This window comes from Chloracidobacterium sp. D, from assembly GCF_018304685.1.
GTDB lineage: Bacteria > Acidobacteriota > Blastocatellia > Chloracidobacteriales > Chloracidobacteriaceae > Chloracidobacterium > Chloracidobacterium thermophilum.
In genome coordinates this window covers 240,653-264,697 of the sequence record NZ_CP072634.1, presented here as the reverse complement: position 1 = coordinate 264,697, position 24,045 = coordinate 240,653, and the positions used below count along the sequence as shown (strand labels likewise).

The following is a 24,045-nucleotide window of genomic DNA, read 5'->3' as shown; positions in this document are numbered from 1 at the left end:
ACCGAGCCTGAAAACAGCAATGTCAAACGTAAGGGAAGCTTGGAGGAGGCGCGTTAACGCCGTGTTTCGGACAGGCGCTCAGGACAAAACTTTTTTGACCTTGGCCGGCACGCCGACCACGAGCGTGGCAGGCGGCACATCCTCGGTCACGACGGCCCCGGCCCCCGTCACGGCTCCCGCGCCCACCCGCACTGGCGCGACCAGCATGGTGTCGCTGCCGATTTTGACGCCGTCCTCGACAATGGTGCGGTGCTTCTGTCTGCCATCGTAGTTGCAGGTGATCGTGCCGGCGCCCACATTGACCCCAGCCCCAAGCGTGGCGTCACCGAGATAGCTCAGGTGCATGGCTTTTGTTCCGGGACCCAGCGACGACTGCTTGACCTCCACGAAGTTCCCCACCACAGCGCCTTCCTGCACGTGGGCATTCAGGCGCAGGTGGGCAAAGGGCCCGACGGTTGCCCGGTCATCGAGGCGGCTGTCAAAGACCAGCGAGTAGTCGCGTACGGTCACACTGTTCCCCAAGCAGGCATTGACGAGCCGTGCGCCCGTGTGAATCCGGCAATCTTCGCCAATGACGGTCTGACCTTCGAGATGCACATTGGGAGACACCACGGTGTCCATCCCAATCTCGACATCCACTTCGACGTACGCTGTTGCCGGGTCGAGAAACGTCACCCCGGCGGCCATCAGTTCGGACACCTTGCGACGACGCAGGATGGCTCCTGCCGCCGCCAGTTCGGCGCGGGTGTTGACGCCGCAGACTTCCTCGGCTTCGGGGTGCAGCAGCACCTCGACGCGCCGCCCATCCTGGCGCAGCAGCCGCAGGGCATCGGGCAGGTAGTATTCCCCCTGGGCGTTGTCGTTGGAGATGCGGGCCAGCACGTCAAACAGGCCGTCGAGCTGGAAGGTATAGACCCCGGCGTTGATTTCGGTGATGGCTTTTTCGGCCGGTGTGGCGTCGCGTTCCTCGATGATCCGGTCAAAGCCTCCGTCGGATGTGCGCCGGATGCGGCCGTAGCCGGTCGGTGTCGCCAGGTTGGTGGAAAGGACGGTTGCCGCCGCCCCGGTTGCGGCATGGACGGCCAGCAGGTGGCGGAGTGTTGCTGGCCGCAGCAGCGGCACATCCCCGGAGAGCACCAGCAGCGTGCCGGTGACGGCCGACAGAGCCTCCTCTGTCACCTGCAGGGCATGGGCTGTGCCACGCCGCTCGGACTGCACGACGACTGAAAACGGGATATGCGGGGCCAACGCCTTCCAACGGGCGGCAAAAGCCTCGTGCACGGCTTCTGCCCCGTGGCCGACCACGACCACGACCTGCTTTGGGTCCAGTGCGGCTGCGCTCCGGGCAACATGCCCCAGCAGCGTATCGCCGGCGACAGAGTGCAGCACTTTCGGCAGGCGTGACTTCATGCGCGTTCCTTCGCCGGCTGCCAATATGACAACGGTAACTGGAATAGACAAACGGATAGCTCCTCAACACAATCTTGGCTGGTGCGGATGCCGTCGCCAGACTATAAATTCCAGAAAGAGTCCGGCGCTATGGTTGTTTGGCGTCCGGCGGCTCGAAATTCAGCCACAGCGAAGTTCACTGTCATGGGACGCTTTTTTGGTACCGATGGGATACGCGGCCGCGCCGGGGAGTTCCCACTTCAACCAGAAGCTCTGACCGTCATCGGAGCCACGCTCAGCCAGGTGCTGGCGGCGCGTACCGGGCAGACGCCCCGGTTGGTCATTGGCGGTGACACCCGTGAATCCAGTCCGTGGATAGCTGCCGCCGTTGCCCAAGGGATTGCACAGGCCGGGGGCACAGTAAGCTGCGCCGGTATCATCCCCACGCCCGGCATTGCCTACCTGACCCGCGCCGAAGGCTTTGACGCCGGGATTGTCATTTCGGCCTCGCACAATCCATTTCACGACAACGGCATCAAGTTCTTTCTGGCTTCGGGAGAAAAAACCGACGACGCGCTGGAAACCGCCATTGAAGCCGCCCTTGAAAACCTGTCCCCGGCCCCGGCGCAGACTGAGGCGCCCGGTTCAGCTCCGGCTTCGTTGTGGGAAGACCCAACCCATGCGTTGAGTTATCTGGAGTTTCTCACGCAGCACATTGGCGCGGACCTCGACCTTTCCGGCTGGTCCATTGCCGTTGACTGTGCCAATGGCGCGGCCGCGCCTTACGCCAACATCATGCTCCAGGCGCTCGGCGCCAAAACCTTTGTGACCGGCGCGGCCGCCAACGGACGCAACATCAACGACGGATGTGGAACGATTCACATCCAGCACGTGGCCGAAGTGACCCGTGCAGCCGGTGCGCAGCTTGGCATTGCCTTTGACGGGGACGCCGACCGCTGCCTGTTTGTGGATGAACAGGGCGAAGTGGTGGACGGCGATGCCATCCTCTACGCCATGGCCACCGACGCCGACGCCCGTGGCGAACTGACACCGCGCTGTGTCGTGGCAACCGTCATGAGCAACATGGGGCTGGAACTGGCCCTGCGGGAACGGGGCATTGACCTCATCCGCACGCCGGTGGGCGACCGGGCCGTGCTGGCGGCAATGCTCGAACACGGCGCACTGCTGGGCGGTGAACAATCGGGCCACATCATTTTTGCCCGCCAGAGCCTGGCCGGCGACGGGCTGCTGACGGCCCTCAACGTTCTGCGCCTGCTCGTGGAACGGCAGTGCTCGCTGCGCGAAGCCGTGCGCGGACTGACCCGCTTCCCACAGACGCTCGTCAACGTTCCCGTACGTGAAAAGCGCCCCTTCGAGACCCTTCCACGGGTGGCGGCAACGGTGCGGGAAGTCGAGGCCCAGCTTGCCGGACGGGGACGCCTGCTCCTGCGGTACTCCGGCACGGAAAATCTGGCGCGGGTGATGCTGGAAGCGGCCAACGGCATAGACATCGGCACGCTTGCCGCCCAAGTTGCCGCCGCCATCGAGCGTGACCTGGGCAATGGGCACCCCGGATAGAGCCTCTTGTTCTGCACGCTCCCCCCACCAGCCCATAATCGTGCCGCCTTCGCTGCGGCCAACGCCATTTCGTGAGCGACACCGTCGTAGCCGATAGTCCGACCTTTCACTACGTACCGCCGCTGGCTGCGCATGGGGCGCAGCGGGTCATTGTCAAGCCAAACCTGGGCTATCCCGTCCCGGCTCCGGTCACGGTAGGGCTGCCGGTGCTGCGGGAAGTGCTGCTCGGTATCCGGCGTGTTGCGCCACGGGCGGAGATCGTCATTCTGGAAGGCGTCTGCACCAAGGTCACGTTTGCGGAAGTCATGTCCCGGCTGGGCGTCAACCGGCTGCTGACCGAACTGGCCGATCCGGGGCTGCGGCTGCTGGATGCGGATACGCTGTCGCACAAGGCCTATTCCAACACCTCCCGGCAACCGCAGCGGTTTGACCGGATGCAGGCCCCGGCGCTTCTGGAGGAAGCTGACTGCCGGGTATCCGTGGCCGGTTTCAAGCGCACGACGCTCAAGGGACGCCCGCTCATCAGCGCCGCCATCAAAAATCTCTACGGACTCTTTCCGCGCGCCGTCTATCGCGCCCGCAGCCCGCATGCCCGTGGGCAGCTCCACGTCCCGGACGTGCAGCGTGTCCTGGTGGATGTCTATTTCACCCTTGGCGTACGGTTTGAGGGGGCCGTCGTGGACCTGACCCACAAGTTCATCAGCCGGGACTGGCAACCGGATGAAGGCACGGCTGTTCCAGTGGGCAAGGTTGTCACCGGGACCGACCTGCTGGACGTGGACCTGCGCGCCGTGGAGCTTGCCGGTGAGCCGTGTTCGGATTATTTCCAGACTATTGCCCGGCAGCGGCGGGCCGGTTGACCGACGCGCCGTGCTGACTGGTATGAACCCAATGCTGACGGCTGATTTTTTCGCCCGTGACGCCGTGACCGTCGCACAGGAACTTCTGGGATGTACGCTCTGGCACGGTGACGCTGGCGGCATCATCGTTGAAACCGAAGCCTACACCGACGACCCGGCCTCGCATGCCGTTTTGCGTGGGCCGCGTGGTCAGTTGATGCGTGAGACCTACGGGCGGCTCTACGTGTATCTGATTTACGGGATGTATTACTGCCTCAACTTCACGACCGATACGCGCGGCCCTGGCGCAGTGCTCATTCGCGCCATTGCGCCGACGCATGGCATCGAGAGCATGCAGGCCCGGACGCCGCGCCCGATGCCGGTTCACGAGTTGGCGCGCGGCCCGGGCCGGCTCTGCCGCGCCCTGGGAATTGGACGCGAACACAACGGCGAGCAGATCGGGCACCGGGTCTGCCTCCAACCGCGCGCAACTGCACCGCCCATCGCCAGTTCGCCCCGCATTGGCATTACTCAGGGGCGCGATTTACTCTGGCGGTTCTTCATTCCGAATGAACCGAGTGTCAGCCGTTTCCGATGAAGGGCCATCACCTGCCAACTGACCTGCCAACCGATCTCGACGCCATTCTCAGAAGTATCTGGGAGGCTTTTGAAGTCGGCGTCCGGGAAGCCGGACATCCCTTTCACACGCCCGTCGTAGCCACGGCCGGCCCGGCAGACTGCGATGCGCGGGTCGTCGTCCTGCGGCGCGCTTCCCCGGACCGCCGCGAACTGGCATTCCACACCGACGCCCGCGCCCCCAAGGTGCGCCTGTTACAGGCCTGTCACACAACGGCATGGGTGTTTTATGACCCGGCTGGCAAGATTCAGGTACGGGCCAAAGGGAACACTGTGGTTCACCAGGGTGATGCCGTGGCCGCAGACGCCTGGGCGCGCACCCGGCTGATGTCACGGCGCTGTTACTTGGCTGAAGTGGCTCCCAGCACCCCGTCCGATACCCCCTCCAGCGGACTACCGCCGGCACTGGTGGAGCGGTCGCCGACGGCAGAAGAAAGTGAAGCCGGCTTTGTCAACTTTGCCGTCTGTGTCACGGAGGTTATCCGGCTGGACTGGCTCCAGCTTGCGGCCCGCGGCCACCGGCGGGCCGCCTTCACCTGGGACGATCATGCCGCCGGCTGGCGTGGCCACTGGCTGACACCCTGACCAGGCCGACCGGATGCGCCGTAACCAACCGGTGCCACACCTATGCCTTCCTCTGCCACACTGACAGTTCTGGGCCTTTTGGCCGGCGCCCTCACCAGCTTTTCTTTCGCCCTTCAGGTGTGGCAGAGCTGGCGCACGAAGTCGGTCAAAGACGTTTCGGCCGGCATGTACCTTGTGTTTTCCACCGGTGTCATCCTGTGGCTCATCTATGGGTTGCTCCACCGGGACATACCGCTGATGGTGTGGAACACCCTCACGCTGGTTCTGGTCGCCACGATTCTGGTGCTGAAGTTTCGCTATGGCGGCGCGCGGCACGGTACACCGGACTGAAAAACAGCCCTGCCAGCGCCACGGCCGGCTGCACTGCATCTGAATTTTTGCTACAATCGGCTGCCAAAAGGTTGACGAGAAACTTGGTTGTCATACCACAAGGTTTGGCACACAATAGGCTTCTCATCCCGCACAGACCCAGGTTTTCTTCGTGGAGACACCAGCCCTTGACGACCATCCCCGATCCCTTCATTGGTGTCACCCTCGATGGCAAGTATCGCCTTGACGCCAAAATTGGCGTGGGCGGTTTTGGTGCGGTCTATCGGGCCACGCATCTGAACCTCAACCGCCCTGTGGCAGTCAAGGTGCTGCACAACAACATCCACAACACCACGCCGGAAAACCTGGAGCGGTTTCGGCAGGAAGGCGTCTCGGCCTGCTCGGTTTCCCATCCCAACGCCGTGGCTGTTCTGGATTTCAGCATCACCCAGGATGGCCATGCCTACCTCGTGATGGAGCTGCTCGACGGCCGCCCGCTGAGCGACGAACTCCAGGAACGGTTTGTGCTTCCACTCGAACGCTGTGTGGAAATCATCATCCCGGTGTGCGATGTGCTCACCGAAGCCCATGCATCGGGCATCGTCCACCGCGACATCAAGCCGGATAACATTTTTCTCCACCGCACCCGGCGCGGAGAGGTCGTCAAGGTACTCGACTTCGGCATTGCCAAGCTGGCGCGTCCCCCAAAAGAACCCGGCCGGCGCAACCTGACGGCCACCGGCATTCTCATGGGAACGCCGGAGTACATGTCGCCGGAACGCATGCGCAACAAGCCCTACGACGGCAAGGCGGACGTGTACAGTCTGGGCATCATGATGTACCAGATGCTGACGGGAAAGTTGCCGTTCGAGTCGCCGGACAATGATTTCGTCGCCGTGATGTGGATGCAGGTCAATGATCCGCCGCCGCCATTGCGTTCATACAACCCGGCCGTTCCAGCGGAAATCGAGCGGGTTGTCCTGCACGCGCTGGAAAAGGACCCGGCCAACCGGCCGACGGCAGAGGAACTGGCCAGCGAGCTGCTGGCAGCCACGGGCGAATCTTCCTTCGGCTACTCTTCCGGGAAGTTCACCCTGGGCAGTCCGGCGTCAACGCCATCGGCGGACCCCGCCTCACCGGCGGTTCCGGCCGGACTCCCGGCGCTGACGGCTGAAGGCCCCAGCGTACCGTTGCTCTTCGACCTGACCTCAACCCTGGAAATCATCACTTCCCCGCTGACGGAAAGCGTCCCGGCGGCCACGGCTCCATCGGCGACCAACGGCCCCGCCCCGCACCTGCCGAATCTGGCAGGGCTGGTGTTGCCAGCGCCCGAACCGGTAAAACCGGCCGAAAAGCTCGGCGAGATTGCCGTCTTCACCGGCCACACCTACCCAAACAGCATTGCTTTTTCGCGGGATGGCAGGTTTTTCCATTCAGCGCGCCGTGACCAGACCATCGGCATGTTTTCGACTGAAGACGGGCGTGAAATCACCCGTTTTGCCGCCGGGCGCATGTTTCCGGTACGCTGTGCGGCGCTAAGTCCCGACAACCGCCTGGCCGTGTTCAGCGGCGCGGATGACAGCCTCCGCCTGCGCGACGCCCAGAGCGGCAGCGAACTGCGGCGGCTCTTCGGGCACACGATGGTGACGACGGTGGCGTTCTCGCCAGACGGGCAATGGATTGTGACCGGCGGGCAGGACAAAACCGTACGCCTGTGGGAAACTTCCACCGGACGCGAAATCCGCCGGTTCACCAAGCATGCCGATGAAATTGCCTGCGCCACCTTTGCGCCGGACGGGCAATCGGTCATCGTCATGACCGTCAGCGGTGACATCCACCTGTGGGCCACGCACACTGGACGGGAGCTGCTCTATCTGCCGCCGGACGAAACGACCTACGACTCGCTGAGCGTGTCCATTTCGGATGACCGCCAGCGGCTGGTCGGCAGCGAACTCAAGCAGGTCAAGACGGCCGAAAGTGAAGGGCGGCGGCGCATCAAACGGCTTGATGCCGGGCAAATTCCCTACGGCTCGGCGCAGGTCGTCTTTACGCCCGATGGCCGGCAGGTGGCGTCAGTCAACCTTGATTCGACAATTCGCCTGTGGCAGGTCGCCGACGGAAAACCAGTGCAGGTCTTCATTGGCCACGGCAACTACGTCAACAGTCTGGCCATTTCGGCCGATGGCAAACGGCTTCTGTCGGGCAGCGACGACCGGACCGTGCGGCTGTGGGACATCGAAAGCGGCTGTGAAATTATGTGCCTGACCGGTCACACCGAACGGGTGCACCACGTGGCTCTGCATCCCGATGGCGTCCACGCCTTTTCCTGCGGGCAGGATGGCACGGTTCGCCGGTGGGGCCTGCCTTTGCCATCTTTGCCATAGTGTACCGGCATCATTCCCGCAGCGGTTCTTTTTCAAGGCCATAGCGGCGGCGCTTGAGAATCAGCCCCTGCCGGGTCAGGCCCAGTTCACGTGCAGCATGGGTGACGTTGCCGTGGTGACGCTCCAGCGCCTCGGCAATCATCTGGCGCTCCAGCGCCTCCACGGCCGCTGACAACGTGGGTCGGGAAGGCAGAACCAGCTCCCCCGTTCCACGGCGACCGCCCGGCGGCAACGGCGGAATGCGGTGCGCGCCACTCGGCATCGGCGGTGTGGCGAGCCACAACTCCGGTGAAAAGTGATCGGGCGTCAGGATGTCGTTGGGTTCGGCAAGTGCAACCGCCCGCTCAACTTCGTTTTTGAGCTGCCGCACATTGCCCGGCCAGGGAAGCTGGCACAGACGTTCCAGAGCCGCTTCGGAAAGGGCAACATTTTTCCCTTCCCGCTTGGCGCACTCGCGCAACAGATGCCGTACCAACGGCGCAATGTCTTCGCGGCGCGCCCGCAGCGGTGGGACGTGCAGACGTACCACGTTGAGGCGGTGAAACAGGTCTTCCCGAAACCGGCCCTGGGCCACCTCCGCTTCCAGGTCGCGGTTGGTCGCCGCAATGACCCGGACATCCACCTTGATGGGCTTTTCCTCGCCTACCGGGTGAATTTCGCGCTCCTGCAGGAAGCGCAGCAGCTTGGGCTGGACGTGCAGGGCCAGCTCTCCGATTTCGTCCAGAAACAGCGTTCCTCCGGCGGCCGACCGGATGATGCCCAAGGCGTCTTTGTTGGCCCCGGTAAAAGCTCCCTGGCGGTGCCCGAACAGCCGGCTTTCGACCAACTCGGCCGGAATCGCAGCACAGTTGAAGGGCAAAAACACCCGGTCCCGGCGGCGGCTGGTGGCGTGGAGCGCCCGGGCCACGAGTTCCTTGCCGACCCCGGACTCACCCGTGATGAGCACCGTCACATCGGAGGAGCGGATTTTTTCAATCCGCTCCACAACCGACAGCATGGCCGGCGACTCGCACACCAGACCCAGGTGGGCAAAGCGGTTGGCCGCCGGCTCACTGCTTGCAATGGCCCGGGAAGCCCGGACGGTGTTGCGCAGACGGTGATTTTCGAGAATGAACTCCACGACGTGGACGAGCGCCTCGATGGTTGTGGCGATGTTGGGCGCGATGACGCCGCTCAGGCACAGGAAAAACCGCCGCATGGGAGCGAGATCGGCTCCGGGCCGCACGTCATTGAACGTGCGCACCGTCAGATCGTCCGGCAGGGAACGCTCATCATGCAGGCTGCTTTCCAGAGCACGGCGCATCCGCTCGGCTGGACCGGCGCTGCCCGCGTGGAGCCGCAGTCCATCGGGCATCTGTTCAAAAATGGCAGCGTTCACCCGCAGTTCATCACGGAGCAGGATGACCAGTTCGCGCAGCAGCAAATCCGGTGTTGTCGAAGCCGCCACAAGACTTTCGACGAGCAGGGCATCGAGGCTGGGCGCGGGAGCCAGTGGACGGTCCCGCTCATCGGCGCGTTGGGCTTCGGCCAGCAACTGCGTCGCCTGTGTCAGGCCACGTTGGGCGCCCAGTTCCATAAAGAGCCGCTGGGCGGCTTCGAGGTGAAGGCGCGCCCGGGCCGGATTGCCCAGAGCGAGAAAGGCCCGGCCGGCTCCAAGGTGACTCGTGGCGGCGTCGTAGAGAAAGCCGGCCGCTTCAAACATGGACAGGCTCTGGGTAAAAGCCGTGACAGCCTCACTGGGATTGTTGCGCACGAGGTGCAACTCCCCTTCGAGCCGACAGAGCAGACCCGAAGCGTGGAGCTTGGGCGTCTCTCCGAACAGCTCACGGGCACGGCGGATATGGGCTTCCGCCCGGACGGCGTCGCCCGTGGCCAGACAGGCTTCGGCCAGACGCAGGTGGCTGATGGGCAGACGGTTGATCCGGTTGATTTTGGCGTTGATGCGCGTGGCCTGCTCAAACAGCGCCAAGGCTTCCTCGTTGCGTCCCTGCGCCAGCAGCACTTCGGCCAGAGCTTCCCAGCCGCCGGCTTCGGCAGCCGCCCGTCCGGCGGCCAGCGCCCGTTCCACGGCCAACCGGGCCTGCCGTTCGGCAGCGTCCAGATCACCCTGCCAGAGCCGCAGGCGGCTTGCCGTCCGGCGTACCAGGCTTTCAGCCGCCTGGTCATCCGCCACCAGAGACATCGCCTGCCCCAAGGCTTCTTCAGCCTCGCGCCACTTGCCGGCGCACATGCGCACATCGGCCACCAGGTCATACGCCCGCCCCAACGCCAACCGGTCATCGGTTTGCGCCCAGTGGGACAGGGCCCTTTCCAGCAGCGCCAGCGCCGTGGCGAGATCGCCTGCCTCAAAAGCCATAAAAGCCTGGTGGTCAAGCAACTGCCCAACCAGCCTGGGGTCCTGGGCCGCCAACCCGCCCGGCAGGGCTTCAAGCAGCGCGAGGGCGCGCGCGGCTTCATCACGCGATTCGGCCGGACGCCCCTCGTGATAGGCCATGACGGCAAGCTGCCAGCGGCATTCGGCAACGCCGCGCATCCTGCGGGCCGCTTCCAGCAAACGCAGCCCCCGCTCCAGATGCTCACGGGCGATGGCGTATTCATCAATGGCCGCGTAGATGCGTCCCAAAAGGGCTTCCGCCTGCCCCACTACAGTCTCCAGGCGCTCAGACTCTCCCACCTTCAGCGCCAGATTGGCTTCGTGAATGGCGCGCGGAATGTGGTGCCGGCGCAGATAGGTGTCCGCCCGCTGGAGGTGAACGCCGGCGATGGTTTCCGCATCAGCCGCCTGTGCGGCGATGCGGTCCAGAACCTGTGCCGCTTCGTCAAAGCGGTGCACCTCGGCCAGAAGGCGGGCCAGCTCAAAGCGCCGTTCGACAGCCAGCGGCGACCCCTTTTGCTCAAGTTCTCCGATTTCGAATTGCAGCCGACTGACCAACCACTCATGGCGACTCAGGCGTGGCGCACTGGCAGAAAGCGCATCAGACATCGCGGCGACGAGTCAGTCTCCATAACCATCAAGATGCTTGCCGTCAAGCAGGTTGACAGCAAGTCATTTGACACTTTAGCGGCGATTGACGGTTCAGGTGCAAGGCCGTGAAGGTAATGCCAAGTCGGCCCTTTCTCAAGCCTTTTGCGTCACAAGCCAGTGCCATGGACGAAAAAACCTTGAAAAAGCCGGCATTCCGGCGCGTCACGGGTCACAGTGTGGCGCGCCGCCGGCCCACAGCGGGTGTCATTCCAACGGGAGTCCGTCAGGTTTGGCACGCAAGTTGTCTTGCACAGGATGCGCACAGCGCCAGACGGTTCTGCGCACCACAAATCCTTTCCCGCTTCATCCATGGAGGAATCCTCATCGTGAAAAAGTCACTGGCCCTTGCGTTTGCGCTTTTGCTTGCCGGAGGTATGACGGCAACCACTTTCAGCCAGATCAGCCGCCCGCTGCCGCCGTCGGCCGGCGGAGCCGGAGGTGACGAATACCCGGTGGACGTAGCCGGTGAGCCGCGTTACGTGGCCAATCAGGTCATCATCCAGTACTACGAAGACGCTGATGAGCGCAGCCGCGCCGAGGTGCGCGCCATGATTGGCGCCGCCCGTGCGACAACGCTGCTTTCGTCCGACGAACGGCGTATGCTCGAAGCTGGCACGCCCCTGCGCAACGGTATGGAGCGCCCGGCCGGTGAGGTTGAACTCGACACCCTGCCGCCGGGTCTGAGCGTCAAGGAAGCGTGCGAAATTCTCCGCGGCCACCGGGCCGTCAAGTCGGTTGAACCCAACTGGATTTACACCAAGCTTCAGGCAGCGCGTCCCAACGACCCGCTCTTCCTGAACGGCTCGATGTGGGGCATGTACGGCTACCGGACCGGCAGCGGCACGAGCAATCAGTACGGTAGTGAAGCCGCCGCCGTGTGGTCCACCTCGGTGACGAATGGCACCGGTTCACGCAACATCTACGTCGGCGTCATTGACGAAGGCATCCAGGTCAACCATCCCGACCTGCAGGCCAACATCTGGGTCAACCCCTTCGATCCCGTGGATGGACGCGACAACGACGGCAATGGCTATGTGGATGACACGCATGGCTGGGACTTCGCCAACAACGACCGGACGGTGTATGACGGGCCGGCTTCCGGTTCGACCAACATTGACTCCCACGGCACGCACGTGGCCGGCACGATTGGTGCCGTAGGCAACAACGGCATCGGCGTGGTCGGCGTCAACTGGCGCGTGACCATGATTTCGGCCAAGTTCCTGGGTGCACAGGGCGGCACGACGGCCAACGCCATCCGCGCCATTGACTACTTCACCGACCTCAAGGTGCGGCATGGGCTGGACATCGTTGCCACGAACAACTCGTGGGGCGGCGGCGGTTACTCGCAGGCGCTGTTCGATGCGATTTCCCGCGCCCAGGCGCGCAACATTCTCTTCGTGGCGGCAGCGGGCAACGAGTCCAACGACAACGACCGCCGTCCGTCCTACCCGGCCAGCTACAGCCACGACTGCATCATTTCCGTGGCTTCCATCACGAGCACCGGCGCACTGTCTTCCTTCTCGAACTACGGCCGCACGAGTGTTGACCTCGGCGCGCCCGGCTCTAACATTCAGTCCACGCTGCCGGCGAGCCGGTATGGCTCTCTGAGCGGCACTTCGATGGCAACCCCGCACGTCACGGGTGTGGTTGCGCTCTACGCTGCCCGGCGTTCAGCGCGCGGTCTCACCATCAAGAACAACATCATGAACAGCGTCTATCGGATTTCATCCCTCAACGGCCGGTGCGTCAGCAACGGCACGCTGGATGCCAACGCGCTGTTCCGTAACTACTAAGTCGGTAGCGTTACACGGACGCCCAAACGACGCGAGGCGGATGGTTTCATCCGCCTCGTTTTTTGTTTGTTGTTGTCTGTTTTACCGAAAAAACGCCGTAAAGCCCTGCACTTTAGGGCAGGGATATAAGGCGCACGCTGTTTTATCAAGCCAAACCTGTGATAAAATAGCAGTATGAGAGTCATGGAAGCCAAGCTACTCAACGGGACAGCAAAGCAGTATCACGCTCTGGATGAAGCCATCCGTACCGCACAGTTTGTCAGAAACAAATGTGTGCGGTACTGGATGGACAACAAGAGTGTAAACAAAGCTGTTCTCTATGCCCACTGCAAAGACCTGGCCAAAGAGTTTGACTTTGTCAGGAAGTTAAACTCAGCGGCAAGGCAGGCAAGTGCAGAGCGAGCCTGGGCTTCCATTTCTCGGTTCTATACCAACTGCAGAAACAAGGCGGTCAAGAAAGGGTATCCCAAGTTCAAGAGGCATTGCCGTTCTGTGGAATACAAGGTATCTGGCTGGAAGCTGTCAGGAGATGGAATGTCTATCACCTTCACTGATGGCTTCAATGCTGGTGCTTTTGCTCTGTACTGCAATGGTGAGGCAAGACACCATATCCTAAACTCCAAAATCAATCGGGTGCGGGTGATACGCAGGGCAGATGGGTACTATGCTCAGTTCTGCCTGGATGTGGAGCGCAAAGAGCAGGGAGCATACACAGGCAATGTGATTGGCATTGACTTGGGCTTAAGGGCTTTCTACACCGACCAGAACGGCAACCCTGTAGAGTATCCTAAGTTTTTGAGGCGTAGTGAAAGGAGGTTAAAGCAACACCAGCGCAGATTAAGTCGGAAGTTCAAGAAGGGGGCAAAATCCCAATCCAAGAACTACCACAAGCAAAGAAAGCGACTGGGCAAAGTGCATCTGAAAGTCCAACGCCAGCGTAAAGACTGGGCAGTCAGGCACGGTGCGTGGTGGCATCTCACGATGTCGTGGCGTATGAAGACTTGCAGGTGAAGAACCTGGTCAAAAATCATCATCTTGCCAAATCCATTCATGATGCTGGCTGGTCTCAATTCACTGCGTGGCTGGACTACTACGGCAAGGTGTGGGACAAGGCAGTCGTCAGCGTACCGCCGCAGTACACCACACAGGACTGTAGTCACTGTGAGCATAGGGTAGTAAAAACCCTATCCACTAGAACCCATAGTTGTCCTCAATAAGGAAGCAAGTGGCGAGTGGCGAGTGGTTCAGAGGCGAGTGGTGAGTGGCGGAATTGGCGAGTGGCGAATGGCGAGTGGCGAGTGGTTGATCGCTACTCGCTACTCGCTGCTCGCTACTCGCTTCACTCGCTACTCGCTACTCGCTACTCGCTCCCTGTTCGCTATTCGCTACTTGCCACTACAGTACCTTTGGGCAAAAGGGAACTGCCTCGAAAGAGGGAACGCTTGGGGAGAGATGCACCGCTGCTTTAGAGGGGCAACCTGATGAAGTAAGTGCGCTCGCAGAACCAAGAACAAGAATCCCCTGCCTTTAGGCAGGGGAGTATGTCAAGTGGTCTTTCGGCAGCCGTGGTTTTTGGCGCCGGATGTGGAGCGGGCGATGGGACTCGAACCCACAACACCCAGCTTGGGAAGCTGGTACTCTACCATTGAGCTACGCCCGCATCGGATGACCTGGCGAGAACATACGCCGCCGCCTGTGACCTGTCAACGCCCGTTGATGTGCGGTTCACAGGTCGTAAAGGAACTCAACCTTGCTTTCAATGTCCGGGTGCAGGCTGTGGTGAACGGGGCAGGTCAGGGCCGCACGTTCGAGTTTGGGACGGGCCTCGGCTGGAATGTGACCCGGCAGGTGAAAGGTGATGGGTAGGGATGCCACACGGCGCGGCGAGGTCGTCTGCATGTGTTTGACGACGCGGAAATGTGCGCCGGAAAGGTCGAGGCCGTCGCGCTGGGCAACGATACCCATCAGGGTCATCATGCAGGAGCCAAGCGCCGCCGCCACGAGGTCCGTTGGCGAAAAACAGCTTCCGTCCCCCTGGTTGTCCGTCGGGGCCACGGTTTGCAGAAGTGCCCCGGAGGGGCCGTGGGTCATTTCAACGCGCAAAGCGCCGAGATACTTGCCAGTGATTTCAACAGCCATGAACAATCTCCTGTCTCAAGAAAACTCAGGCGGCGACACTTTCAGACTTTCATTGGCAGGTCTGCCTCGGAATGCCCAACTTCATTGTCCTGACCACTGTCTTGGGCAACCGGTTTCCAATCCGGGGGCAGGGCTGGTATCGTGCCGCCACAGACAAATCTGGCACATGAAGGACCAATTTGAAGGATATGTCTCTCACACTCGACATCGTTACCCCCGAACGGGCGTTTCCTTCCCAGACCGTGGATGAAGTCGTCCTGCCGGCGCTGGATGGTGAAATCGGTGTCCTCCCCGGCCACGCCGCCCTGATGTCACAACTTGGTGTGGCTGGTCTTTTGACCTATCGCCAGGGCGGAAAGGAAACCCTGGCGTTCGTGGCGCAGGGTTTCGTGGAAGTTCTGGGCAACCGCGTCACCGTGCTGACCGAACGGGCCGAACTCGCCGAAGACATTGACATCGAGGAAGCCCGGACGCGCCTGCGTGAAGCCGAACTGGCGCTCAGGAAAGCCGAAGCCGAACGCCCCGATGAAGACCTTTCCCGTCTGCGCGCCGAACTGGAAGCAGCGCTGGTGCGCGTCAAAACCGCCGAACGCTACATGTCCCGCTGAACGGACCTCCCAGCAGAATGGTGTTCTGCCATGAGCTTCCCCTACGACCTGCGGCTGCCCGGCGTCACCATTCCGATTCATCTGGTCTGTGAAATTCTGGCCTATACGGTTGGCTTTCGGCTCTACCTGCGCGCCCGCCGCCGGCAACCCGGCGGAATGACCGTCGAACAGGCGGTCTGGACGCTCGTCGGCTGCCTGGCCGGCGCAACCCTTGGGTCAAAGCTCGTCGCCTGGCTGGAAGTCTTCCCGCTCTACTGGCAGCACCGCGCCAACCCGCTCATCTGGCTTCAGGGAAAGTCCATCGTGGGCGGGCTGCTGGGCGGCTGGCTGGGCGTCGAAGTTGCCAAACGCTTTGCCGGCGTTTCGCAGGCCACCGGCGATGCCTACGTCTTTCCGCTCATCGTGGGCATCGCCATCGGACGGATCGGGTGCTTCCTCACCGGTCTCTCCGACGGCACCTGCGGCATCGCCACCAGCCTGCCCTGGGGCGTTGATTTCGGCGACGGCCTCCGCCGCCACCCAACCCAGCTCTATGAAATCCTCTATCTGACCGGGCTTGGCTGGCTGCTCTGGACATGGAAGCTGCCCGGCGCACCGGACGGCGCGCGGTTTCGCCAGTTTCTCATCGGCTACTTCGCCTTCCGCTTCGCCATCGAGTTCATCAAGCCGCGTCCGTTCCCTTACCTCATCGGACTGACGGCCATTCAGTTTGTGGCTTTGCTCGGCTTGGTTGCGGCTGCCATCAGCCTGTGGCGTCAGTGGAGACCAACGCTCCCCCACGCCCCCGCAACGGCCCACTCCACGGCGAAAGGAAGCCCGGCCCATGGCTGACCGCCCCTACCTGTTCTATGAGCTGACCAACGCCATCTGCGCGACATGTTTCCAGAAGGTCGAGGCCAAGATTGTCATCGAAGGCGAGCGGGTGTTCATGCACAAGTTCTGCCCGACGCACGGGCGCGAACGGGTGCTCATTTCCACGGATGCCGCGTTTTACCGGCAGCAACGGCAGTTTTTGAAGCCCGGCCAACTCGTCCGGCAGTTCAACACGCCTATTCGGTATGGCTGTCCGTATGACTGCGGCATCTGTCCCGATCACGAGCAGCATGGCTGCCTGACCATTGTCGAGATCACCGACCACTGCAACCTGACCTGTCCGATTTGCTATGCCGATTCGGGGCCCCATCGTCCGACCCATCGCAGCCTCGAACAGGTTGAGTTCATGCTCGACTGTGTCGTACGCAATGAAGGCGAGCCGGACATCGTGCAGATCAGCGGCGGCGAACCGACGCTGCATCCGGCATTTTTCGAGATTCTCGACGCCGCCCGCCGCCGTCCCATCAAGCACCTGATGATCAACACCAACGGCATTCGCATCGCCCAGGACGAAGCCTTTGCCGAACGGCTGGCTGGCTACATGCCCGGCTTCGAGGTGTACCTTCAGTTCGATTCCCTGCGGCCCGCCGCCCTCTGTGACCTGCGCGGACTGGACCTGCGCGCCGTCCGTGAGCGCGCGCTGGAACGGCTCGACCGGCTGAAGGTCTCCACAACCCTTGTCGTCACCCTGAAAAAGGGCGTCAACGACGACGAAATCGGCGACATCATCGCCTTTGCCCTTCAGCATCCGTGCGTGCGCGGTGTGACCTTCCAGCCGGTACAGGCGGCCGGACGGACGGAACACTTCGACCCGGCGCGTGACCGCCTGACGCTGGGCGAAGTACGGCAGCAACTGCTGCGGCAGGTTTCCTGGCTGCGCCCCCAGGATGTCCTGCCCGTTCCCTGCCATCCCGACTGTCTGGCCATGGCCTACGCCCTGAAACTCGGCGGAGACATCATCCCGCTGACCGGACTCATTGATCCGCAGATGTTGTTGGCCGGCGAAGGCAACAACACCATCGCCTACGAGCACCAGGCGGCATTTCGGGAGCAACTGTTCAGGACGTTCTCCACGGGCCATTCCCCGGACGGACAGGCGCTTTCCCTCAAACAACTGCTCTGCTGCCTGCCGCTGGTCAACGTCCCGGCATCGCTGAGCTACGAGAACGTCTTTCGGATTCTCATCGTGCAGTTTATGGACGCCCACAATCTCGACATCCGCTCGGTGAAGCGGTCGTGTGTCCACATCGTTCACCCTGACGGGCGGATCATCCCCTTCGACACCTTCAACCTGTTTTACCGCGACGACCGCGAGGCACAGCTTGTGGCGCTGCGGCAGCGCGTCGCCGCTCCGGCGGCCCCGCTGCCGGAAGCAACGCGGCACTGACCCCCCACGCAACCATGGCGACGGATTCAGCCCTGCCTTCCAGTGTCATTTCGCGCCTGCGCGTCCGGTACGCCGAAACCGACCAGATGGGCGTGGTCTATCACGCCAACTATCTGGTCTGGATGGAAATCGGACGTACTGACTACTGCCGGGCCTGCGGATATGCCTACCGCGCGATGGAAGCCGCCGGACTGCGCCTTGTCGTGGCGGAAGCGCGGGTGCGCTATCTGTCGCCGGCCCGTTACGACGACGACATCCACATCACCACCCGCCTGCTGGCGCTGCGCTCGCGGCAGGTTGTCTTTGGTTACGACATCCGGCGCGCCACCGACGACACCCTGCTGGCCACGGGCGAAACGACACACTTGCCGACGAACCACGCGGGCCGCATCATACGCCTGCCGGCAGACATCCACGCGGCACTCTCCACCGGCCCCACCGGACAGGCGGCATAACGATTCAGTCACCGGCTTGGGAGACGGACTCTAGCTTGCCGTATAGTACGCGATAGTGTATAATAATGCTCATGGAAAGCACGATCAGCACAGGCAAAGCGGCAAAACTTCCCGGTGTCCCGGTCAGGACGTTGCAGCGTTGGGAACGCGAAGGAAGGCTGATTCCGGTGGCCCGAACGGACAGCAACCGCTGCCTCGCGGCGCTGAACCTGAAGCTGAACCTGAAACGGCTGGCAACCGAAACTGCCCTACCCGTGGCGAGTCCGTCCAGCAATGGCGGCGCTGCGGCGGGGACCGTCCCCGCCGTAGTCGGGAAAGTCACGCCTGTCAGATACGACGGTGGTCAACAGGACACGTCGGGGCAGGAAGAGAACCGTGCGCACTTTTGCGCACATTCTTGATAGCAGACAAACCATGCTCAGCGAACGGTACGATGCGGCGCTGGTCTTCGCCCACCAGCTTCACCGCCACCAGAAGCGCAAGGGAACGGAAATCCCTTATATCAGCCACCTGCTGTCGGTATCGGCGCTGGTCCTCGAACACGGCGGCACGGAAGACCAGGCCATTGCGGCCCTGCTGCACGACGCCGTGGAAGACCAGGGCGGCGACGCCATACGGCAGGAAATCCGTCACCGCTTCGGCGAAGACGTGGCAGCCATTGTGGACCACTGTACCGACACCGATCAGATACCCAAACCGCCGTGGCGCGCGCGCAAGGAAGCCTACCTCGCCCACCTGCGTACGACGCCTGACACGGCACGGCTGGTGTCGCTGGCCGACAAGGTTCACAACGCGCGCACGATTCTGGCCGACTACCGGACGGTCGGCGAAGCCCTGTGGTCGCGGTTTGAAGGCGGCCGGGAAGGAACGCTGTGGTACTACCGCCGCCTTGTCGAAATCTTTGCCGCCGGGCCGTGCCAACCGCTTGCCAACGAACTTGAACGCACGGTAGCCGAACTCGAACGTCTGGCATCGTTGGCTTCCCCCCAGGCCGAACCCCACGCCTGAAGAAGGTGCCATGGCTGCTCCCGCTCCCCAACCCACCACCCGCCGCTGGAACCGCGCCGACTGGCTGTGCGGCTACACGTCACTGACTGAAGAACGCGACTACTGGATTGACGACATCGAAGGCAACCTGCCGGCTGACCTCTGCGGCACGCTGTACCGCAATGGGCCCGGACTGCTTGAACGCGGCGGCCAGTCTGTCCAGCATCCGTTCGACGGCGACGGCATGATCTGCGCCTTTGACTTCACCGGCGACGGCCGGGTCCGGTTTCGCAACCGGTACGTCCGCACGGCCGGCTTCATTGCCGAGTCCAAAGCCGGACGCTTCCTGCAACGCGGCGTCTTCGGCACACAGAAGCCGGGTGGCTGGCTGGCCAATGCCTTTGACCTCCAGGCCAAAAACATTGCCAATACCAACGTGGCCTGCTCGCCCAAAAAACTGCTGGCGCTGTGGGAAGGCGGAAAGCCCTACGCTCTCGACCCACAAACGCTTGAAACCATTGGCGAAGATGACTTGGGCGGGGCGCTCGCCGGCAACGCCAACTTTGCAGCACATCCCCACTACGACCGGCGCACCGGCGAGATGGTCAACTTCGGCATCCAGCCGGGACTATCCTCAACCATCAACCTGTACACCCTCGACGCCAACCTGAACGTGACGGCGCAACACCGTTGGGAAGTCCCCGGCTTTGCCTTCATCCACGACTTCGCCCTGACCGACGACTACGCCGTATTTTTTCAGAACCCGGTCACGGTCAATCCCCTGCCCTACTGGTTCGGTTTTCGTGGCGCGGCCGAATGCCTCGTCTTCCAGCCTGACCGCCCGACGAAAGTCCACCTGCTGCCACGCCACGGCGGACGGATGCGCACCTACGAAACTGACGCCTGTTTTGTGTTCCACCACGTCAACGCCCACATTGCAGATGATGTGCTGACTGTGGATTCCATTGCGTACGAAACCTTCCCCTCGCTCGAACCGGGCACGATGTACCAGCAGGTCGAGATTGAAAAAATCGCGGCCTCGCAGCTTTTCCGCTTCACCATCAACCTGAAAACCGGCGCGTCCCGCCGGGAACGCCTGCTGGAACGCGCCGTCGAGTTTCCCGGCGTCCACCCGGCGCGGGTCGGACTCCCCCACCGCTGGGCCTTTATGGCCATGGCTGATGCACCGACCGGCAATGCGCCGCTGCAAGGCGTTCTGGCTTACAACACCCATACGGGCGAAACCCAGACGTACAGTTTCGCCCCCGGCGGCTACGTCGGCGAGCCGGTGTTCGTGCCCACGCCGGGCACCACTGACGAAAACGCCGGCTACCTCCTGCAGATGGTGTTCGATGCCCGACGGGGAACAAGCGGGCTGGCCATTTTTGACGCCCGGAATGTGGCCGGCGGGCCGCTGGCGCGGCTCCACCTGCGCGATACTGTCCCCTACGGTCTGCACGGGCAGTTCGTCGCCAAATAAAGGCCAATCGCCAACCGATTGTGTGGCCTGGCCCCGGCGTCAGGCCGACGCATCGTGCGCCGTATCGTCCAGAAACTGGCGCAGGCGCTGGCTGCGCGCCGGACGCCGCAGCTTCCGCAGGGCTTCCGCTTCAATGCGCTGGATGCGCTCCCGTGGGAGCGCAAAAAACTGCGCGATTTCTTCGAGTGTGTAGGCTTTGCCATCCGCGCCCAACCCGAAGCGCATCCGCAGTACCTTCTCCTCGCGGGCATTGAGTGACTGAAGCGCGGCATTGAGGTCTTCCCGCAGGCGGACGCGCGCCGCATCATCCAGCGGATTCGGCGCGTGGGTATCGGCAATGAAGTCCCCCAGACTCTGGTCTTCTTCATCGCCCACCGGTGTTTCGAGGCTGACCGGCGGCTGCGCCAACTGGAGCAACATCTGCACTTTTTCAAGCGACATGCCCAGATGTTCCGCCAGTTCGGCCTGTTTTGGCTCACGGCGCCGTTCCAGCGTCAGACGGTGCATGGCTTCGAGCAGCCGCGTGAGTTCGGCGCGCACGGCCGCCGGCAACCGAATCAGGCGCGGCTGCTCACTGAGCGCCTGCGCCATGGCGCGGCGAATCCACCACGTCGCGTAGGAAGCAAACCGTTCCGGGCGCTGCCCGCTGAACCGCTCGGCAGCGCGCAGCAGTCCGAGATTGCCTTCCTGGATTAAATCTGTCAGTCCGAGTCCCCGGTGCGTGTAGTGCCTGGCAACCGACACGACCAACCGCAGATTGGTTTCCACCAGCCGCTGCCGCGCCGCCGCCGCCCGGTCAAACATCTGCCGCGCCTGCGCCAGGGTGCGCGCCACTTCGGCCGGCTCGGCGGCCGTCAGCAGCCACGCGGCGTTGGTACGCCGTCCGGCTTCCATGGCTTCAAGCAGGGACGTGTAGCCGGTACGGGAGAGCGGCACATCCAGCACGGCCCGCGACAGGAGAATCCGCGCCCGGGCCAGGCGGCGGCGCTGCCAGTCCGCCGATGCGGGCAGATCGGCCACGGCGGACAGCAGAGACCACTCATCCTGAACGGCTTCCAGCGCCTGCCTCATACGCGCCACAGCCTCGTCAAGGGCCGCCTCCAGAGAAGCAGCTTCCGACGATGCCGTTTCGCCCGGCTCCGGCCCGGCTGCCGTTCCCGACAGATCAAACCAGCGGGCTGCCGCACTCTCTCCCTGCGCCAAGGCTTCTGCTTTTTCAATAAGCAGGACCGCTGTGGCCGGCAGGCGGGAAAGCTGCTTCCGAAACCGCGCCTCAGCGCGGCGGATGCTGGCCACCAGTGCGGCTTCATCTTCGGCGGACAACGTGGCAATCCGTCCCATTTCCTGAAGGTACGGGCGCAGCGGGTCTTCAAAAAAGGCGGTCGGCGACGCCGGCGCTGTAGGGGCGGTTTCGCTGGCAGGGGCGGTTCGCGGAACCGCCCCTGCTGGCAACGGGCGTTCATGTTCCTCTCCCACGCGAATGCCACGCCGCTCCAGCGCGGACAGCAGCGCCTCGATGACCGCAACATCGGTCATCCCCGGCGGCAGCAGGGCATTGAGTTCGTCATAGGACAGAAAAGCCCGGCCACGCGCGGCGGTTATCACTTGCGTCACAAGCGGCTGGGTCGTCTCACCGGTCATGGCTTTTTCTGCCGATGGTGCAGCGCCGCCAGACGCGCCCGTTTGAGCTGCAACCGTTCGTGGGCATAGCGCAGGGCAAGTTGCTCGTCATCGGATTCCGCCGCCTTCTGCACATTCCGGTGCATGGCAGCGCTCTGGTGTTCCAGCCGCCGCTGCTGAAGCACCAGCAACCCGTCTTCCAGAATGGAACGGTACTTTGCCAGCGCCGTGTCGTCGGCCGGCGGCTCAGCACCCAACAGCAGTTCGGCGACGTAGTTTTCCATTTCCCGGTCCAGCGGCGTTGGCGTGTGGTCGGCTTCCGCAAGGAAATCAAACTGCCCGTGGGCGTTTCCGCTGGTTTCGGCCCGCTGCCAACGGGCCACCGCTGCGGCCAGCGGAGCATAAGCAAACGGCTCGCCTTTCAGATAGACCTCCCGCACCGCACGGAAAAACACGCGCCCGGGGAGCATGCTGATGAGTTCGTCATCCAGTGCGGCAAAGGCCAGTTCGCACAGCGGCGGATGGGACAGCAGCACCTGAAGCACCTGCCGCTCGGCCAGCGTCAGCTTGGCCGCCACCTCGACGGTTTCCACCGCCAGCTCAGTGCGCCGCTCACGGGCGGACTGCTCCAGGGCCGTACGAATCAACCCTACATCCAACTGAAGCCGGTCAGCCAGCCGTTCGGCCGCCAGCGCGCGCTCGATGGGATCGTTGAGTTTGGCAATGTATGGCAGCACAGCATTGACGGCCTGGGCCCGCCCGGCCGGGCGCGTCAGGTCGTACTCCAGTCCCGCCGCATCGGCCAGATATTCCACCAGCGGCTGTGACTGTCGGAGGCAGGCGCGGTAGGCGCGGACGCCCTGTGCCCGCACGAAATCATCCGGGTCCTTGCCTTCCGGCAGATGGAGCACGTTGACGCGAAACCCCTGCTCCAGCAGCAGCTCAAAGCTGCGCCGGGTGGCCGCCTGTCCGGCGCGGTCACTGTCGAAGTTGATGACGACTTTGGGCGTTTCCAGATACCGCCGCAACTGGCGCACCTGCGCCTCCGTCAGCGCCGTGCCCAGGGTCGCCACGACGTTGTGAACGCCCTCCTGATACAGGCGCAGAAAGTCCATGTAGCCTTCCACCAGAATGGCAAAGCCGCTGCGCCGGATGGCTTCCTTCGCCAGATGCAGCCCGAACAGGTGCTTTCCCTTGACGTAGAGCGGTGTTTCCGGCGAGTTGAGGTACTTCGGCTCGCCGTCGCCCAGTGTGCGTCCCCCAAAGGCCACGACGCGCCCCTGCGAATCGGCAATCGGAAACATGATTCGTCCCCGGAAGCGGTCGTAGCCACCGCTGCCACTTTCCCGTGGCGTGACCAGACCGCTGCGTTCGAGGTCGGTCAGGCTTGCGCCGTGGCTGCGCAGAAAGTTCAGCAGCGCATCCCAGCGGTCGGGGGCATAGCCGAGGCCGAGCGCGGCAATCGTGGACGGCGCCACCTCACGCCGCGCCAGATACTCGCGGGCAGCGTAGTGTTCCGGGGCGGCAAGCTGGCTCTGGAAAAACCGCAGGGCCAGCTCGTGCAGGCGCAGCAGACGCTCCCGTTCTTCCGCTTCCGGCAGCGCCCCTTCCTGATGCGCCCCTTTCCCGTGTGCCGGCGGGGCGGCCGGACGGGCTTCCGGCAGCGGCAGGCCGCACACTTCGGCCACAATGCGTACGGCTTCGGCAAAGCCGACATTCTCCATGCGCATCACGAAGGTGAACACATCACCGCCGATGCCGCACCCAAAACACTTGAACACCTGCTTGCCGGGATGGACGTTGAAGCTGGGCGTTTTTTCGCTGTGGAACGGACAGCAGGCAAGGTAGTTCGCGCCGCGCTTGCGCAGCGTGACATAGCCGGAAACCACGCGCACGATGTCCGCCTGGGCGCGCAGATCGTCAACGGTTTGGCGGTCGAGCAACATGGTGAAGCACCT

The 24,045-nt window shown here is 63.0% G+C and carries 19 protein-coding genes, 1 tRNA gene and 1 pseudogene; 15 read left to right on the top strand and 6 right to left on the bottom strand.

Annotation, left to right across the window (positions count from 1 at the left end):
- Positions 1-78 precede the first annotated feature (78 nt).
- The gene (glmU, locus tag J8C01_RS01090) at positions 79-1,461 is read right to left on the bottom strand and encodes a bifunctional UDP-N-acetylglucosamine diphosphorylase/glucosamine-1-phosphate N-acetyltransferase GlmU (protein ID WP_256444024.1); all 1,383 of its coding nucleotides are present in this window, start codon (positions 1,459-1,461) and stop codon (positions 79-81) included.
- 132 nt (positions 1,462-1,593) lie between these two features.
- On the opposite strand from glmU, the gene glmM reads away from it, so the two are divergent.
- From glmM to J8C01_RS01060, 6 genes are all read left to right on the top strand, one after another.
- The gene (gene glmM, locus J8C01_RS01085) at positions 1,594-2,967 is read left to right on the top strand and encodes a phosphoglucosamine mutase (RefSeq protein WP_211432102.1); all 1,374 of its coding nucleotides are present in this window, start codon (positions 1,594-1,596) and stop codon (positions 2,965-2,967) included.
- A 71-nt stretch (positions 2,968-3,038) separates the two neighbouring features.
- Positions 3,039-3,827 (top strand): DUF362 domain-containing protein, encoded by a 789-nt coding sequence (locus J8C01_RS01080; protein ID WP_211424422.1) that lies wholly within the window; start codon positions 3,039-3,041, stop codon positions 3,825-3,827.
- A gap of 31 nt (positions 3,828-3,858) precedes the next feature.
- Entirely contained in the window at positions 3,859-4,404 is a 546-nt protein-coding gene (locus J8C01_RS01075) for a DNA-3-methyladenine glycosylase (protein WP_249355462.1), read from the top strand.
- Positions 4,401-5,027 (top strand): PNPOx family protein, encoded by a 627-nt coding sequence (locus tag J8C01_RS01070; RefSeq protein ID WP_211432101.1) that lies wholly within the window; start codon positions 4,401-4,403, stop codon positions 5,025-5,027. The genes J8C01_RS01075 and J8C01_RS01070 overlap by 4 nt, the downstream gene beginning before the upstream one ends.
- 42 nt (positions 5,028-5,069) lie before the next feature.
- A complete protein-coding gene (locus J8C01_RS01065; protein WP_211432100.1) occupies positions 5,070-5,357 on the top strand; it encodes a SemiSWEET family sugar transporter in 288 nt (95 codons plus the stop codon).
- Positions 5,358-5,524: 167 nt separating this feature from the next.
- Entirely contained in the window at positions 5,525-7,720 is a 2,196-nt protein-coding gene (locus J8C01_RS01060; RefSeq protein WP_211432099.1) for a serine/threonine-protein kinase, read from the top strand.
- 10 nt (positions 7,721-7,730) lie between these two features.
- On the opposite strand, the gene J8C01_RS01055 is transcribed toward J8C01_RS01060, so the two are convergent.
- Positions 7,731-10,703, bottom strand: coding sequence for a sigma 54-interacting transcriptional regulator (locus J8C01_RS01055; protein WP_211432098.1), 2,973 nt, complete (start codon positions 10,701-10,703; stop codon positions 7,731-7,733).
- Positions 10,704-11,071: 368 nt separating this feature from the next.
- On the opposite strand from J8C01_RS01055, the gene J8C01_RS01050 reads away from it, so the two are divergent.
- Together J8C01_RS01050 and J8C01_RS01045 are read left to right on the top strand one after the other, a co-directional pair.
- Positions 11,072-12,538 (top strand): S8 family peptidase, encoded by a 1,467-nt coding sequence (locus J8C01_RS01050; RefSeq protein ID WP_249355461.1) that lies wholly within the window; start codon positions 11,072-11,074, stop codon positions 12,536-12,538.
- 174 nt (positions 12,539-12,712) lie between these two features.
- A pseudogene (locus J8C01_RS01045) lies at positions 12,713-13,755 on the top strand (RNA-guided endonuclease InsQ/TnpB family protein).
- A 368-nt stretch (positions 13,756-14,123) separates the two neighbouring features.
- On the opposite strand, the gene J8C01_RS01040 reads toward J8C01_RS01045, so the two are convergent.
- Positions 14,124-14,198 (bottom strand) — tRNA-Gly (locus tag J8C01_RS01040).
- A gap of 65 nt (positions 14,199-14,263) precedes the next feature.
- On the bottom strand, positions 14,264-14,677 hold the full coding sequence (locus J8C01_RS01035; protein ID WP_014098719.1) for an OsmC family protein: 414 nt from the start codon (positions 14,675-14,677) through the stop codon (positions 14,264-14,266).
- A 188-nt stretch (positions 14,678-14,865) separates the two neighbouring features.
- Here J8C01_RS01035 and J8C01_RS01030 point away from each other — a divergent pair, with 188 nt between their 5' ends.
- The 7 genes from J8C01_RS01030 (at position 14,866) to J8C01_RS00995 (ending at position 20,467) form a co-directional block, all read left to right on the top strand.
- Positions 14,866-15,285 (top strand): F0F1 ATP synthase subunit epsilon, encoded by a 420-nt coding sequence (locus tag J8C01_RS01030; protein ID WP_014098718.1) that lies wholly within the window; start codon positions 14,866-14,868, stop codon positions 15,283-15,285.
- Positions 15,286-15,315: 30 nt separating this feature from the next.
- Positions 15,316-16,116, top strand: a complete 801-nt coding sequence (locus J8C01_RS01025; RefSeq protein ID WP_211432097.1) for a prolipoprotein diacylglyceryl transferase — start codon at positions 15,316-15,318, stop codon at positions 16,114-16,116.
- Positions 16,109-17,545, top strand: a complete 1,437-nt coding sequence (locus J8C01_RS01020; protein ID WP_211432096.1) for a radical SAM protein — start codon at positions 16,109-16,111, stop codon at positions 17,543-17,545. Before J8C01_RS01025 ends, J8C01_RS01020 begins: the two co-directional genes overlap by 8 nt.
- A gap of 14 nt (positions 17,546-17,559) precedes the next feature.
- Positions 17,560-18,000 (top strand): acyl-CoA thioesterase, encoded by a 441-nt coding sequence (locus J8C01_RS01015; protein WP_211422384.1) that lies wholly within the window; start codon positions 17,560-17,562, stop codon positions 17,998-18,000.
- Positions 18,001-18,071: 71 nt separating this feature from the next.
- The gene (locus J8C01_RS15275) at positions 18,072-18,401 is read left to right on the top strand and encodes a MerR family transcriptional regulator (RefSeq protein ID WP_081464871.1); all 330 of its coding nucleotides are present in this window, start codon (positions 18,072-18,074) and stop codon (positions 18,399-18,401) included.
- A 13-nt stretch (positions 18,402-18,414) separates the two neighbouring features.
- Positions 18,415-19,008 (top strand): HD domain-containing protein, encoded by a 594-nt coding sequence (locus J8C01_RS01000; protein ID WP_014098714.1) that lies wholly within the window; start codon positions 18,415-18,417, stop codon positions 19,006-19,008.
- Between the two features lie 10 nt (positions 19,009-19,018).
- Positions 19,019-20,467 (top strand): carotenoid oxygenase family protein, encoded by a 1,449-nt coding sequence (locus J8C01_RS00995; RefSeq protein WP_211432095.1) that lies wholly within the window; start codon positions 19,019-19,021, stop codon positions 20,465-20,467.
- Between the two features lie 39 nt (positions 20,468-20,506).
- Here J8C01_RS00995 and J8C01_RS00990 read toward each other — a convergent pair whose 3' ends face one another.
- Together J8C01_RS00990 and dnaG are read right to left on the bottom strand one after the other, a co-directional pair.
- The gene (locus J8C01_RS00990) at positions 20,507-22,108 is read right to left on the bottom strand and encodes a sigma-70 family RNA polymerase sigma factor (RefSeq protein WP_211432094.1); all 1,602 of its coding nucleotides are present in this window, start codon (positions 22,106-22,108) and stop codon (positions 20,507-20,509) included.
- Positions 22,105-24,033 (bottom strand): DNA primase, encoded by a 1,929-nt coding sequence (gene dnaG / locus J8C01_RS00985; RefSeq protein WP_211432093.1) that lies wholly within the window; start codon positions 24,031-24,033, stop codon positions 22,105-22,107. Before dnaG ends, J8C01_RS00990 begins: the two co-directional genes overlap by 4 nt.
- Positions 24,034-24,045 lie beyond the last annotated feature (12 nt).

Coding starts and splice junctions, on each gene's coding strand:
- glmM (WP_211432102.1), top strand. CDS start 1,594: ATGGGACGCTTTTTTGGTACCGATGGGATACGCGGCCGCGCCGGGGAG.
- J8C01_RS01075 (WP_249355462.1), top strand. CDS start 3,859: ATGCTGACGGCTGATTTTTTCGCCCGTGACGCCGTGACCGTCGCACAG.
- J8C01_RS01070 (WP_211432101.1), top strand. CDS start 4,401: ATGAAGGGCCATCACCTGCCAACTGACCTGCCAACCGATCTCGACGCC.
- J8C01_RS01065 (WP_211432100.1), top strand. CDS start 5,070: ATGCCTTCCTCTGCCACACTGACAGTTCTGGGCCTTTTGGCCGGCGCC.
- J8C01_RS01055 (WP_211432098.1), bottom strand. CDS start 10,703: ATGTCTGATGCGCTTTCTGCCAGTGCGCCACGCCTGAGTCGCCATGAG.
- J8C01_RS01035 (WP_014098719.1), bottom strand. CDS start 14,677: ATGGCTGTTGAAATCACTGGCAAGTATCTCGGCGCTTTGCGCGTTGAA.
- J8C01_RS01030 (WP_014098718.1), top strand. CDS start 14,866: ATGTCTCTCACACTCGACATCGTTACCCCCGAACGGGCGTTTCCTTCC.
- J8C01_RS01025 (WP_211432097.1), top strand. CDS start 15,316: ATGAGCTTCCCCTACGACCTGCGGCTGCCCGGCGTCACCATTCCGATT.
- J8C01_RS01020 (WP_211432096.1), top strand. CDS start 16,109: ATGGCTGACCGCCCCTACCTGTTCTATGAGCTGACCAACGCCATCTGC.
- J8C01_RS01015 (WP_211422384.1), top strand. CDS start 17,560: ATGGCGACGGATTCAGCCCTGCCTTCCAGTGTCATTTCGCGCCTGCGC.
- J8C01_RS15275 (WP_081464871.1), top strand. CDS start 18,072: ATGGAAAGCACGATCAGCACAGGCAAAGCGGCAAAACTTCCCGGTGTC.
- J8C01_RS01000 (WP_014098714.1), top strand. CDS start 18,415: ATGCTCAGCGAACGGTACGATGCGGCGCTGGTCTTCGCCCACCAGCTT.
- J8C01_RS00995 (WP_211432095.1), top strand. CDS start 19,019: ATGGCTGCTCCCGCTCCCCAACCCACCACCCGCCGCTGGAACCGCGCC.
- J8C01_RS00990 (WP_211432094.1), bottom strand. CDS start 22,108: ATGACCGGTGAGACGACCCAGCCGCTTGTGACGCAAGTGATAACCGCC.
- dnaG (WP_211432093.1), bottom strand. CDS start 24,033: ATGTTGCTCGACCGCCAAACCGTTGACGATCTGCGCGCCCAGGCGGAC.